Here is a 15,052-nt window from a genome sequence, read left to right as displayed (position 1 = left end):
CCAAAAACGAACTATTTTTTTCCATTAACTTTCACTTACTTCATTATATAACGAAGTAAGGCAAAGTATGAATACAAAATGACCAAATCGGTTTTACATTCATTAATAACAAATATATATGAAATGTCATAAAAAATACAAGTATTTTCTCTTGGAAATACTTGCATTACTAAAAAATCCTCACAGCTTTTATTCTCTGTGAGGATTTCTTCTATTATATATCCAATTGAACCTCTACACCGAAATGATCTGAAATTACATTTCTGTTTGTACCATTAAAAATAACTTTTGAAGAATGAACTTTTTTACTTTGGTTACACAATATTAAATCGATTCGCAAATTATGTTTATTTTCATCCCAACCAGCAATCTCACCTTGGACAGTTATTCCTTCATCCTTCTCTATCGCTAGTTCGTATGTGTCATATAAACCTTTTTGCATCACATACTCATAACCCTCTCCTTCCAAACGAGCATTGTTATTAAAATCACCCATTAAGAAGGAAAGTTCATTGCTATTTACACGCTCCATTAAACGATCAACTTGGTCTTTGAATGATTCTTCTTCATCATTCCACCAACCGAGATGGCAAGAATAAAACGTTATATTCTTATCATTATAAGCAATTGTTGCACTTACAATTTTGCGTGTTTTCCAATACGTTGTATCCTTATTTTCTGAGACAAAGAACGTATCTTCCTTTACAATGTTGTGCTTTGTTATAATTGCTAATCCTTCTTCGTACACATCATATCCAATATGAGAGAAATCCCAAATAATATTGTATTCTTTTACATTTAATGCTCTTAACTCTTCTAGCAGTAAAAGCCCAAAATTATCTTTTTTCTTGTTACCGCATACATTTTCAGCTTGTATAGACTGACTTACTTCTTGCAATGCGATCACATCATAATCTTCTTCTTGAATTGCTTTAGCAAGATACTTTATTTTTTCAATTTGATTCTCTTCTTGCCAAGAGTGACAATTTAAAGTTAGCAATTTCATATTATTACGCACCTAACATATCTTGAATGTCTGACTTTAGTACATCAGCTTTCGGGCCATATACTGCTTGTACACCTTTATCTTTTACAATAAGTCCTAAAGCACCATTTTGTTTCCATTTTGCTTCTGGTGCAACGGCATCTAAATCTTTTACTGTTACACGTAAACGTGTCATACAAGCATCTACGTCAGCAATATTATCTTTTCCACCCAATAAATCAATAACTTTTGTTGCTAATGAACCATCTTGTACATTTCCTGTTCCTTCTGTTGACTCATCTTCATTATCAATATAGTTACCTGCACGCCCTGGCGTTGGTAAATTGAATTTTTTAATTAAGAAGTTGAATAACGTAAAGTTAAGGCCGAAGAACACTAATGAAACAATGACAAAGTTGATTAAATCTCTCGTTAAACCTGCATTGATCATCATTGGTGTACGTGTAATTAACTCAATAAATCCAAATGCATGAACACGTAAATTAATTAAATCCGCTAATGCGAATGCAAGTCCTGTTGTAATTGCATACACAACATATAATACTGGTGCAATAAACATGAACATGAATTCAATTGGTTCTGTTACACCTGTTAAGAATACTGCTAATGCAGCTGATAAGAACATTGGTTTATATTTTGCACGTTTTTCTTTATCAACATTACGGAACATCGCAAACGCAATCCCCATTAACGCTGCCGTTGAGCCGATAACTTGTCCAGCTTTGAAACGAGCTGGTACAACGTTATTTAATAAATCGTTATATGCTTTCGTATCTCCATTTGCTAATAAGTTATTTAAATCTGTAATCCATGCAAGCCATAACGGATCTTGTCCCGCTACAATTTGTCCAACCTTTGAGCCTGTTAACATCGTATATGTTCCGCCTAGCTCTGTGTAGTTCATCGGAATCGTTAACATATGATGTAATCCAAATGGTAATAATAAACGTTCTAACGTTCCATATACAAACGGTGCAATAACTGGTGCACTATCTTTAGATGCTGCAATCCAGCGACCAAATTCATTTAATCCACTTTGGATAAATGGCCATACAAGTGATAATACAATCGCAGTGACTGTAGACCAAACAATTACAACGAATGGTACGAATCGTTTTCCATTAAAGAATGCTAATGCCTGTGGCAGTTTATTATAATTGTAGTATTTGTTATATAAAGTAGCTCCTAAGAAACCTGTGATAATCCCTACGAAAACTCCCATGTTTAATGCTGGTGCACCAAGTACAGAAGTAAAGTAATCTTTTACAAGTAAATCTCCTGCTAAAAATGAAGAAACTGTCGCTTTTGAATCCGTTAACATTTGAGCGTTTACGCCAAATATAGCTCCTGTAATTCTGTTTGTTAAGACGAATGCTAATAGTGCTGCAAATGCACCACCTGCTCGATCCTTCGCCCAAGATCCCCCAATTGCTACTGCGAATAAGATGTGTAGATTTGTAATAATTGCCCAACCGATGTCTTCCATTACTCGAGCAATGGTATGAACTGCGTTAACATCCCCAGCAGACATCCCAATTAACTTACCGATGGAAATCATTAAACCAGCTGCTGGCATTACAGCTACAACAACTAGTAACGCTTTCCCGAACTTTTGCCAAAAATCAAAAGACGTAATTTTCATCTGTTTTTCCTCCCCTTTATTTATAACAACATAATGATTTAAATTATAATTTCTGTTTCTCTTATGAAAACGATTCCTTATGTTTCTTTTTCTCTTTACGCAACCGTTTTCATAAATCTATTTTAATAAAAGCGTTTTCACATTGCAATAGAAATTTATTTTTTTTCATAAAAAAAGATGCTCAAGGAGCATCTTTTTTCATTATGAAATGCGATAAACCCTTGTTTCATAAGGTTTCAACGTGATTGTAATTATTTGTTCATGTTCCGCAACTTCATAGTTATTTAAAAGCAAACGTTTGCGTTCTAATGCGAATAAACTCTCATTATACACAGATTCCTCTTTTGAGATATTACTAATTACAATGACTTTTTCATCCTGTAGCGTACGTGTATATGCATAAATTTGTGGATCGTCTTCTAAAAGTAAATCGTACGTACCGTAGTTCAGTACATCGTGCTCTTTTTTCAAGGCAATCATTTTCTTATAGAAATTGAAAATAGACTTTTCTTCATTTTTTTGCTTTTCAACATTAATTTCTTTGTAATTTGGATTCATGCTAAACCAAGGTGTACTTGTTGTGAAGCCAGCATTCATTTCATCGTTCCACTGCATAGGTGTACGTGAATTATCGCGGCAAGAAGCCCATATAATTTCCATCATATCTTGATGTGATACGCCCTCTGCAATTTTCTCACGATATAAATTTTTAATTGCTACATCATCGTAATCTTCAATATTCGGGAACTGAACATTTGTCATACCAATTTCTTGTCCTTGATAAATAAACGGTGTGCCGTGCATAAAGAAATACATCGCTCCTAAAGCCGTTGCACTTTCACGCCAATATTCTTTATCATTTCCCCAAGTAGACACAATACGTGGCTTATCATGATTTTCAATATATAAAGCATTCCATCCCTTATTTTCTAAACCTTTTTGCCACTTTGTTAATACTTTTTTCAACTCAACAACATCAAGATCTTTCTTCTTTTCTGCATCCCATAAGCTTAAATGCTCAAATTGGAATACCATATTGAATTTACCATTCTCTTCTCCAACCCAAAGATCAGCATCTTCAACTTTCACACCATTTGCTTCTCCAACAGTCATAATATCGTATTTAGCAAATGTGTTTTCTTTTAATTCTTCTAGTAATGGCTGAATACCATTTACATTCATATGTTTGTCAAAAGAAGGCACATACTTTAACCCTTTTGGATTTGGCATATCCTTGAGGCCATCTTCTTTTTTTATATGACTAATCGCATCGACGCGGAAACCATCAATACCTTTATCAAGCCACCAATTAACAGTATCATATAAAACTTCACGAACTTCTTTATTCTCCCAGTTCAAATCTGGTTGTTTACGCGAGAATAAATGTAAATAATATTGCTCTGTCACTTCATCATATTCCCATGCAGAACCATTAAAGATACTTTCCCAATTGTTTGGTTCCGCGCCGTCTTTACCATCCTGCCAAATATACCAATCACGCTTCGGATTGTCTTTAGAAGAACTTGATTCAATAAACCATGGATGTTCATCACTTGTATGATTAATAACTAAATCAATAATAAGCTTCATGTCACGCTTATGAACTTCATCTAGTAGCATATCAAAATCTTCCATCGTACCAAATTCATCCATAATATCTTGATAGTCACTAATATCATAACCATTATCGTCATTAGGTGATTTATACATTGGACAAATCCAAATTACATCTATACCTAAATCTTTTAAATAATCCAGCTTTGCAATAATCCCCTGTAAATCTCCAATACCATCACCATTTGAATCCATAAAGCTACGTGGATAAATTTGATAAGCGACAGCTTCTTTCCACCATGTCTTATTCATACTAATTCTCTCCTTTTGCATCCCATCGGATTTTTTATGCAAACGTTTTCGTAACACTATCATAACAAAATATGAATAGTTTGCAACTGTTTTCATTGAACTCTATGTAGTTTCCTTATTCTTATGCATTATTTATTTCTCACAAAGATAAAGTGAAACTTTAATCGTTAAGGAGGTGTCCATTCCCCGCTGATTATTAGCCCTTACCAATCGAGATTTTACGAGCAGCCCTATCTTCTTTTTTTCAGCCGGATTGTCTTACCGCTCGCAAATAACGGGATAAATCTAACCCTTCTCTTCTTCTCGTCCATGCGTGTTAAATACACTCTTCATATACTAATACAAGCTCATATTATTTCAGAAAGGAGATATAAATTGAAACAAACAAAATTAACTGGTCGTATCGTCGTTCCCTCGGATCCTGGGTATGACATAGCCCGAATAAATTTAAATTTAAGCATTCCAAAATTTCCTTGTATTATTGTTTTTTGTCAAAATAAAAATGATGTGTGTAACGCCTTAAAATGGGCACGTGAGCGTCATATACCATTTCGCTTAAGAAGTGGACGACATAGCTACGAAAATTTCTCTCTTTTAAATGGCGGGCTTATTATTGATGTGAGTGAAATGAAGCAAATTACGGTTAGTACAGGAAAATTAACAGCAACAATTGAAGCGGGTGCAAATCTTGGCACTGTGTACAAAAAACTTTGGAAATATGGTGTTACAATACCAGCTGGCACAAGTGCAAGTGTCGGAATTGTGGGGTTAACACTCGGCGGTGGCATTGGCATGCTTTCACGCTTATTTGGACTAACATGTGATCAATTAGTAGAAGTCGAAATGGTACAAGCGTGCGGGAAATTTGGTGCAAAAATCATTCGTGCAAATGAACAAGAAAACCCTAACCTATTTTGGGCATGCCGTGGCGGTGGCGGTGGAAATTTCGGGATTATTACTTCCTTAACCTTTCGAGTCCACCCTATTAAAAACGTATCAATTTTCTCACTTACATGGGAATGGAAAGACTTTATTGCTGCATTTCAAGCTTGGCAAAACTGGGCACCTTATATAGATGAACGTCTCACTTCATCAATTGAATTATTCTCTAAACAACGAAATAAAATCGAGGTGAAAGGTGAATTTGTCGGCTCTCCTTCTGAACTCTATCATCTATTATCTCCTCTTCTTGAAACTGGTAATCCTTCTCTCTTTATAGATGAAGTCCCGTATATAAAGGCTGTTCAATTCTTTAATAGCGGCAATATTCCTGAAAAATTCAAACGCTCTGGTTCCTACGTATATAAACCTATCCCTCTTAAAGGTATTCAAATCTTACAATATTTTCTTTCTCATGCACCAAATAAAGATGCGAGTATTTGGCACCAATCACTCGTAGGTGCTGTAGAAAACATTTCGCCTAATGAAACAGCTTATTTCCACCGCAAGGCAATTATTGCTCAAGAATATATTACTTCTTGGAAATGCAACGATGAAGAAAATCGAAATATACGCTGGGTTAAAGATTTACGGGAAAGCTTAGATCCTTACACACTAGGAGACTATGTCAATTGGCCCGATATCGACATAAAAAATTGGCAAACTAGTTATTATGGCTCTAATTTTCAAAGGTTGCGTAAAGTGAAGACAGCATATGACCCTTGTAATGTTTTTCGTTTTCAACAAAGTATCCCACCCTTTCATACGTAAAAAAGGGGATAAAATAAAAAACCATCCAATATGCCGTTACCTCACAGCATGTTGGATGATTCAAGTTGATTTTCTATATCTTTTCAAATTATTGCTCCTACTCATAAACTTTCAATTACGGATTAATTGTATTTCTCATCATTTTTATGCAATGAATGTAATTTAATATTTGGTACTTTATCTTTTTCAATACCGCTATTATAAGCAACAGGAATTTGAAATTCGAATTGTTTTGTCTCATGTTTTTGTAAATAGACTGGTTTCGGTACTGGATAACCTTTTGAATTCTCGTTTGCATTATCATATAAAACAACTTTTAATGCCTGTGAATGATTACGATAATTTTTTAAAGTCACAATGCATTTTTGTTCGATACCCTCTCCATTTTTCTCCATTCTACACTGGCTATCTTCTTTTTTATATTCTATCGCCTCTACCCCTGTTTTTCCTGCGTAGTACCATGTTTTATTCAATGTATGGAGAATGTTATTTAAAATAAACGGCATCATTAAAATCAAAATACTAATGCCTACTACTTTTATCTTATTCATTGTTCTAAATGTACTAGATTTCTTTTTTACTAGCCATTTTACAAATAATATAAATGCGATTATATGTAGTACGAAAGAAACAATTAATATATTTGAAACTTTATAACCCATATAAATATATGTATATACCGGAACCTTATAGAAATTGAATAGTTTTTCCCCAATTAATTCATTATCGTTTGGAATTTTTAATAATAACAAAACCCCTATACTGTAACAAATAGCTACTAATCGATCATACTCAATTCGAACCATTCCTTCTCCCCTTCCTTTTGCTTTTTTATTATCGATTTTAGCTATTATTACCATAATATACAATCATTTTATAGAGGATAACGTAAAAAAGTTCCTTATAAATATATAAAGAACCTTATTAATATACAATATGAATTAGAAAATCAATATGCAATTTTCACATAGAGATCTCCTCAAAATATGTTGGATTATGTATTGTAATTTTTTTATCCAGAATTGTAACAATACTATCGTTTTTTAATTGTTTTAATACGCCGCTAACCGTCTCTCGGGACGTCCCAGATATTTTTGATATTTCAATTGTTGTAAGTGGGCATGAAATTACAATCGTTTCGCCACTCTGTTCTCCTAAATCTTGCATTAAATAATTTAATGTTTGAATGACTCGATCTTGTGCATTAGGAATTGTAATATTTTGCACTCGATTTTCGTTTAGTTTTAATATTGATGATAATTGCTGAACAACGTACATTAATTGCGTCCTACTAGATTTCACCATATCTTCGAAAATTACTGCCGGAATATAATATACTTCTACATCTGTCATCGCTTCTGCCGTATAGTTATATCCTCTGTCTGTAAACATACCACCATAAGGAAAAATAGAATACCGCTTTACATAGTCATCATATAATAAATTTCCACTTTGATTTACCCGCTCTAACTTTACAAAACCATCTAACATGAAGTAAATTCTTTCTCTTGAATCCCCTTCTAAAAATAAAAATTGACCCTTTTTATAAGTTCGCCAATAGACAAACTCCGCCAAACCTTTCAATTTCTTTTCTGTTAAATGAGCAAATAATTCAAATTGTTTTAAGTCTTTAACTACGTTCCGTCTATTCATAAAATTCCCTCTCTCTTGCTGTATGTTGGAGCGAAAAATCAAGAAAGCGTATTCAAATTAAATTTTATCATAATTAACTTATATGTTAAGATTTCATCATGAAAACTTTATGAACAATGAGTACAAAAAATATTAATAAATAAAAAGAATGAAGTTACTACCTCCATTCTTTTTTTACTAATAAATAGCGCACACAATTATTTAAACATACATGCATACATTCTGTTTAGAAATAATAGTACCAGCTTTTTCTTCTAGTGCTTCATATACTTTTTCTAAAGACGTAATAATTGTTTTTCTTTTTGGATTTGTATTAACAAAATTAATAGCAGCTTCAATTTTTGGAAGCATACTTCCCGCAGCAAATTGTTTTTCCTCAATGTATTCTTCTAATTGATTCACTGTGACATGCTCTAATTTCTTTTGATTCAGTTGATTATAATTTACATACACATGATCAACTGCAGTTAAAATTACGAGCGTATCAGCATCTACTAATTCAGCTAATTTCTGCGCAGCGAAATCTTTATCGATAACCGCTTCAGTTCCTTTTAACCCTTCTTCGGAATCAATTACTGGAATTCCACCACCACCAACAGCTATCACTATATTTCCATCCTCAACTAAAGAATTAATTACTTTATGCTCATGAATACTTACAGGCTTCGGTGATGGAACAACACGTCTCCACCCTCTGCCAGCATCCTCTTTAAACACTGCTTTTGTTTCTTCCATTAATCTTCTTGCTTCTTCTTCCGTATAAAAAGGACCAATTGGTTTAGTTGGATTTTTAAATGCCTCATCTTTTTCATCCACGACAACGCGTGTTATAACCGTTGCTACGTCTTTTTTTATATTCCGTTTTTTCAATGCCTTTTCAATCGCATTTTCCATCCAATATCCAATCATCCCTTGGCTCATTGCACCACAAGTATCTAATGGCATTGCAGGTGTCTTTTCCGTTTCTGCAGCTTTTTGCTGTAATAAAATATTCCCCACTTGCGGGCCATTTCCGTGCGCAATTACTATATCTACATCATTTTCCATTATTTTCACAAGTTGTTCCGCTGTTTTTTCTAATGCTTCTTGCTGTGCCCCTGCAGTAGCTTTTCCAGACTGTATCGCATTTCCCCCTAGTGCAACTACAATTTTTCTTCGTGCCATATTTCAGCCCTCCAGTTAATTTCGCTTTCACAGCGCTTTATAAAGTAATACTGCCTGTAATTAATCCATAAATCGCAAAGAATGCTAAAGCACCAATTGCTACCGATGATGCTAATTCCACTCGAGTAAATATTTGCTTCGAACTCTTTTGCTTTTGAACATTGTAAAAAATAAAAATACCTGGCGCATATAAGGTCATTGTTAATAATAAATACTCTAAACCAGCTGCATAAACTAACCACACACCATAAATACTTGCTATCAAACCAATTATTATATTTTTATTTCGATCCACTTCTTCAGACTTTAAGCTATGCTTCAGTTGATAAAATGCTGAAAAAGCATATGGGATTAAAATAGCTGAAGATGCTAAAGAGAATGCAAAGTTATACGCCTGATCGGAAACGACGAATGTTAATAAGAACATTTGAATTAAGCCATTTGTTATCCATAATGAATTTATTGGAGCCTTATTTTTATTTTCTTTTGCAAACCATTTTGGAAATACTCCGTCTTTAGCCGCCAAATATGGAATTTCAGATGCGAGTAAAGTCCAGCCTAACCAAGCACCTAATACAGAGATGACTAAACCTAAATTAATAAAGATAGCCCCCCATTTTCCAACAACACTTTCAAATAAATAAGCCATAGACGGATTTTTCAAATTAGCAATATCTGCTTGCTGCATAAGTCCAAGAGACAGTAATGTAATTAAAATGTAAATGATGAGTGTACCAATTAAGCCAATAACCGTTGCTTTCCCTACATCACTTCTATTTTTTGCTCGACTAGATAAAACAACAGCCCCTTCTACCCCAATAAACACCCATAAAGTTACAAGCATTGTACTTTTAACTTGGCTGCCAACCGCTCCCCATGAAAAAGAACCAGTTTGTCCCCAAAATCCATCTAGAAACGTATCAATATGAAACGCGAAGATTCCTATAACCATAAATACAAATACAGGTACTAATTTTGCGATTGTAGTTACTAAATTCACAAGTGCTGCTGATTGAACTCCACGTAAAATTAACATGTGAACACACCATAATAATACGCTTGCACCAATAATGGATGCTACATTTTGACCGCCTTCAAAGATTGGGAAGAAATACCCTAATGAAGAAAACAATAATGTACCGTAAGCTACATTACCAAGCCAGGCAGATAGCCAATATCCCCACGCACTATTAAATCCCATGAAATTACCAAATCCTGCTTTTGCATAGCTAAAAATACCGCCATCTAAATCTGGCCGTTTTACAGTTAGATTTTGAAAAGATAATCCAAGCGCAATCATCCCAATTCCTGTTATAACCCAACCAATAATAACGGCTCCAGCACCAGCACCTTTTGCCATATCACTTGCTAAATTAAATGCTCCACCGCCAATCATAGACCCCACTACAAGCGCCGTTAATGTAAACAACCCTAATTTCTTATCTTCATCCATTCCACTCACCTCTCTTTAATTGCAATAAAAATACGAAAGCCATAGTGAATGATAGTGTCTAAAGGAGGAGAAAGAAGAAAGGAAGACTCCTTTTCTTCTTTACTCCATGTTTCCTAAAGTAGCTGCCATAACCGCTTTAATTGTATGCATTCTATTTTCAGCCTGATCAAATACTTTTGAATGTTTACTGCGAAATACTTCGTCAGTTACCTCCATTTCCCTCAACCCATATTTCTCATAAACTTCCTCACCATACATCGTTTCAACATCATGGAATGCGGGTAAACAATGTAAGAAAATCACATTTTCATTTCCTGTTTCTTTAATCATTTTCATATTTACTTGATAAGGTTTCAATAACTCGACACGTTCAGCAAATTTTTCTTCCTCCCCCATAGACACCCATACATCTGTATAAATTACATCTGCATTTGCAACAGCTTCTTCCACATTACTTGTTATCATTACCTGTTCATTATATTTTTTTGCTAAATCAATTACTTCTTGCTCTGGCCATAAAGATTCCGGTGTACAAATACGTACATCCATTCCAACGATCGCTCCACCAACTAGTAAGCTATTAGCAACATTATTTCGTCCATCTCCAACGTAAACGAGCTTCACATTTTTTAATTTCCCTACATGTTCTCTAATTGTTAATAAATCTGCAAGTGTTTGTGTTGGATGCCACATATCTGTTAATCCATTCCAAACCGGCACACCAGAATTTTGTGCTAAAGATTCTACAGTTTCATGATTAAATCCACGAAACTCAATTCCGTCAAACATGCGTCCTAACACTTTTGCTGTATCCTCTACGGATTCTTTTTTCCCAAGCTGAATATCACCTTTCCCTAAATATTCAGGGTTCGCCCCCAAATCTGTACATGCTACTGTAAATGCACATCGCGTACGAGTAGAGGTTTTTTCAAATAATAGCGCTACATTTTTACCTTCTAAATAATGATGCGGGACACCGTTTTTCTTTTTCTCTTTTAATTCTGCTGCTAAATCTAGAAAATATAATAATTCTTCTTGTGTAAAATCTTTTTCAGCTAGAAAACTTCTTCCTTTTAAATTTGATCTAGTCATTAACATACTTCATCCCTACTTTCTCCGTTATTTATACTAAATATCTTTACGAACAATTGGCATACTCATGCAACGTGGACCCCCACGACCACGAGATAATTCCGAACTTAGCACCTCAATGACTTCTATACCATGTTCCCGTAATAAAGTATTGGATACATAGTTGCGATCATATGTAACAACTACACCTGGCGCAATTGCTAATGTATTAGAACCGTCATTCCATTGTTCACGAGCGGAAGCAATTGCATCTCCTCCTCCACAAGGAATAAGAACTAATTCACTTAAACCTAATACCTCTTTTAATGCTGCCATTAAAGAAGTACGATGTGTAATTTTAAGAGTTTCCACATCTGGACCTTTTTCTAAAATATAAATATTCATATTTCCTTTTGGCCCTTGAATGGCTGGGTGAATTGTAAACTTGTCATAATCAACCATTGTAAACACTGTATCTAAATGCATAAATGCTCGGCATTTTGGAATTTCTATTGCTAACACTTTCTTAATCTTATTTTGTCGGCTAAAAAGATTTTTAGCTAAACGTTCAATTGCTTTAGCTGACGTACGGGCAGATACTCCAATTGCAATTGTTTCTTCATTTAAAATTAGCTCATCGCCACCTTCAATTGGAAACTTATAATCACGATCTAGCCAAATTGGCACATTGTGATTTGCAAATCTTGGATGATATTTAATGATGTACTCCATGAATAATGATTCACGTCTACGCGCCGGTTCTCTCATCTTATTTATCGTTAAACCATCGCCCACGCTAGCTGCTGGGTCACGAGTAAAATATAAATTAGGCATTGGGTCTAAGTAAAACGGATAATGATCTTCCATTAATTCGTATAAATGTGTCTTCTTACTTGTTTCAATTTCGTTTTTCCGTACACCACCCATAATTTTTTGAATTAATTCTTCATTTGAAAAGGAAAGTAAATATTCTTTTAAAGTTTGATGTGCAACATTTACGTCAGCCTGTCCTTCTTCTAAAATACGATCAACAAATTCTTCTCGAAGTTTTTTATCTACTAATGCCTCAGCAGCTAGTTTTTCTAAATAAAGAACTTCAACACCCCGATTGCGTAATGTTTGTGCAAAATAATCATGCTCTTTTTGAATAATTGGTAAGTATGGAATATCGTCAAATAATAATTGTTGCAAATAATCTGGCGTTAAGTTTTCCACTTCTTTACCAGGTCGTTTTAATAACACCGTTTGTAATTCCCCAATTTCTGAAGTAACATGTATCGGATGCTTCATTTGTTGTACCTCCTTTTAAATATGTTTGATGTCTTACAAGTACATAATAAATGCTACGCGCTTTCATCTTTGTGAAAACATCCACATTATCATTGTGAAATATTAAACAAGTTATTTTTTTAAAATCATATAAATTTGTATTTTTATAACATTCCATCCCGCTTTTTCAATAAAAAAATACATATATTACGCATATATGCTGAATATTTAACTTCCGTATTTTAAAAAAAATCCTGTTTTTAATTTTTATTAAAAACAGGATTTTGCATCTAAATAATTAAATTTAACCTTTCTTCTAAAATCTCCCTATCTGATTTCGACTGAGAAATTATAAGGCATGTATCATTTCCACATATACATCCTATTTTTTCTTTCCAATCTAACTCATCAAACAAAGCACCAATAACATGTGCATTACCGGGTAATGTTTTAATAACCATTAATTGATCTACACAATCAATTTTTACAACAACCTCTCGTAATTTTTTCTTTAACTTTATATCAGTTTGTAAATGCTCTTCTGAGAAAAATTTATATATCATTAATCCTTCTTGAGAAGGTACCTTCGTTAAGTTTAACTCACGAATATCTCGAGAAACTGTAGCTTGTGTTACTAATACATCTTTTTTTGCTAACAATTCTACTAATCTTTCTTGCTTCTCTATTTCATACTCCTTTACAAATTGTTTAATTAATCGTTGTCTTTTTTCTTTTTTCATAAAAGACACCCCTTTTAATATTATAGCTCGCTATAATTTTCATCCGAAAGGGACAGAAAAGAATGTTGCGGAAACGTTCATAGTTTATACTTTTTAACTGTAGATATTAAATCTAGCTAAAAAAGAGAAGAACAGCATTCTGTTCTTCTCTTTTACATTGAAAACCGTTCAATTGTTTGTTTTAAATCCGCTGATTGCTTCTCTAAGTCTTTTAATAATCGATCGATTACCACCATGTTTTTCGATTGTTGTCTCGTTACACGTGTCACTTCTTGTGAACCAGCTGACGTTTCCTCAGCAATTGCTGCTACAGCTTTTGTTTGTGCTCCTGTCTGACGCATGTGACTCACTTGTTCATTCATATAACTACTAATTTGCTTGGTTGCATCGGCTACTTCCATAACACTTGATGACATTTCTTTTAAAATTAATTCTGTAACTTCTCCACGTTTCGCCTCTTCTTTAGCTTTCTTCACCTGCTCTGTCATTTTCAATGCGACTTGCTGTACTTCATCTTGCATATTCCGTAATAACTGCGATATGTTTTTTGCGGAATGATCACTTTCATCAGCCAATTTACGTACTTCTTCTGCTACAACCGCAAAGCCTCTTCCATGCTCTCCTGCACGAGCTGCCTCAATAGAAGCGTTGAGTGCTAATAAATTTGTTTGGGTAGCAATCTCACTCACAACAGAAACAATGTGTTCAACTTGTTTCATTCGCTCTTCTAATTTCTGTACATTTTCCATCGAATCTTCATTTTCTCTCGCCAATGTTTGAATACCTTGAATTAAAGAAGTAAATACACGTGTACTTTGTCCTAAAGCTTGAACCATTTCTGAAGACAACTCGTCAGACTGTTTTGCTTTTCCTTCTACTTCATTTGCAATAGAAGTCGTTGTATCAACAGTAGAAACGATCGCTTGAATCGATGCCGCTGATTGCTCGGCACCGGAAGAAATCTCCGCAAGAGTTTCAGACACATCTTGTGCTTGTTTTGTCGCTTCACCTGTTTGTTTTCTAATTTGCTGAACTTGATTATTTGTATACGAAAATGTAGTATCGATATTTTTTACCATGCCCCTTAAGTTCCCTAGCATCATATTAAATGCAACACTTAAAGATTTAATCTCATCATCGGTCTTTGGCAATGGGACATCTTCACGAATATCACCTTCAGCCGCTTTCCTTGCTGCTTCTTCCAACTTTCGAAGTGGTTTAATTAAAAATATTGCTGCCCCATACGCTAAAATTCCAGACCATACTACACCTAATAACATAACGATAATATTATAAACAGTTTGACTTACATAACTTTGAAAATAATCATATATAACGTAAATGAAAATTAAACTTGTTGAATATGTAATTAAAGCTAAAACTGTAGTGAATAGCATAAGTTGTGTACGTAAGCCAAAAGAAAATGTTTTTCTTTCTTTTCCCATCTCTTCTTTCCCCCTTCTTATAAGCAATATAAG

The 15,052-nt window shown here is 34.1% G+C and carries 12 protein-coding genes; 1 reads left to right on the top strand and 11 read right to left on the bottom strand.

Going from position 1 to position 15,052, the window contains the following annotated elements; all coding sequences use genetic code 11:
* Positions 1–214: 214 nt before the first annotated feature.
* From MKY70_RS02215 to MKY70_RS02205, 3 genes are all read right to left on the bottom strand, one after another.
* The gene (locus tag MKY70_RS02215; protein ID WP_088031689.1) at positions 215–1,006 is read right to left on the bottom strand and encodes an endonuclease/exonuclease/phosphatase family protein; all 792 of its coding nucleotides are present in this window, start codon (positions 1,004–1,006) and stop codon (positions 215–217) included.
* 4 nt (positions 1,007–1,010) lie between these two features.
* The gene (locus tag MKY70_RS02210) at positions 1,011–2,648 is read right to left on the bottom strand and encodes a PTS transporter subunit IIBC (protein WP_002016687.1); all 1,638 of its coding nucleotides are present in this window, start codon (positions 2,646–2,648) and stop codon (positions 1,011–1,013) included.
* Between the two features lie 201 nt (positions 2,649–2,849).
* Positions 2,850–4,514, bottom strand: coding sequence for a glycoside hydrolase family 13 protein (locus MKY70_RS02205; protein ID WP_140152328.1), 1,665 nt, complete (start codon positions 4,512–4,514; stop codon positions 2,850–2,852).
* A 375-nt stretch (positions 4,515–4,889) separates the two neighbouring features.
* Between MKY70_RS02205 and MKY70_RS02200 the strand changes: the two genes are divergently transcribed.
* The gene (locus MKY70_RS02200; protein ID WP_088031690.1) at positions 4,890–6,224 is read left to right on the top strand and encodes an FAD-binding oxidoreductase; all 1,335 of its coding nucleotides are present in this window, start codon (positions 4,890–4,892) and stop codon (positions 6,222–6,224) included.
* A 122-nt stretch (positions 6,225–6,346) separates the two neighbouring features.
* On the opposite strand, the gene MKY70_RS02195 is transcribed toward MKY70_RS02200, so the two are convergent.
* The 8 genes from MKY70_RS02195 to MKY70_RS02160 all read right to left on the bottom strand — a co-directional run bounded on the left by MKY70_RS02195 (position 6,347) and on the right by MKY70_RS02160 (position 15,019).
* Entirely contained in the window at positions 6,347–7,030 is a 684-nt protein-coding gene (locus MKY70_RS02195) for a hypothetical protein (RefSeq protein ID WP_060751225.1), read from the bottom strand.
* 157 nt (positions 7,031–7,187) lie between these two features.
* Positions 7,188–7,877, bottom strand: a complete 690-nt coding sequence (locus tag MKY70_RS02190) for a Crp/Fnr family transcriptional regulator (protein WP_088031691.1) — start codon at positions 7,875–7,877, stop codon at positions 7,188–7,190.
* 201 nt (positions 7,878–8,078) lie between these two features.
* Positions 8,079–9,041 carry a carbamate kinase gene (gene arcC, locus MKY70_RS02185; protein WP_002139469.1) on the bottom strand — a complete coding sequence of 321 codons (963 nt, stop codon included), beginning with the start codon at positions 9,039–9,041 and terminating at the stop codon, positions 8,079–8,081.
* Positions 9,042–9,078: 37 nt separating this feature from the next.
* Complete coding sequence (arcD, locus tag MKY70_RS02180) at positions 9,079–10,494, bottom strand: arginine-ornithine antiporter (protein WP_341074447.1); 1,416 nt, start codon at positions 10,492–10,494, stop codon at positions 9,079–9,081.
* Between the two features lie 99 nt (positions 10,495–10,593).
* Positions 10,594–11,592: an ornithine carbamoyltransferase gene (argF, locus tag MKY70_RS02175; protein ID WP_088031692.1), complete on the bottom strand. Its 999-nt coding sequence runs from the start codon at positions 11,590–11,592 to the stop codon at positions 10,594–10,596.
* A gap of 30 nt (positions 11,593–11,622) precedes the next feature.
* Complete coding sequence (gene arcA / locus MKY70_RS02170) at positions 11,623–12,855, bottom strand: arginine deiminase (RefSeq protein WP_088031693.1); 1,233 nt, start codon at positions 12,853–12,855, stop codon at positions 11,623–11,625.
* A gap of 269 nt (positions 12,856–13,124) precedes the next feature.
* Positions 13,125–13,574, bottom strand: coding sequence for an arginine repressor (gene argR / locus MKY70_RS02165; protein ID WP_033708744.1), 450 nt, complete (start codon positions 13,572–13,574; stop codon positions 13,125–13,127).
* Between the two features lie 152 nt (positions 13,575–13,726).
* A complete protein-coding gene (locus tag MKY70_RS02160) occupies positions 13,727–15,019 on the bottom strand; it encodes a methyl-accepting chemotaxis protein (RefSeq protein ID WP_088031694.1) in 1,293 nt (430 codons plus the stop codon).
* Positions 15,020–15,052 lie beyond the last annotated feature (33 nt).

This window comes from Bacillus sp. FSL R9-9492 (assembly GCF_038007365.1).
Classification (GTDB): Bacteria; Bacillota; Bacilli; order Bacillales; family Bacillaceae_G; genus Bacillus_A; species Bacillus_A mycoides.
This window is presented reverse-complemented; position numbering and strand designations above follow the sequence as displayed.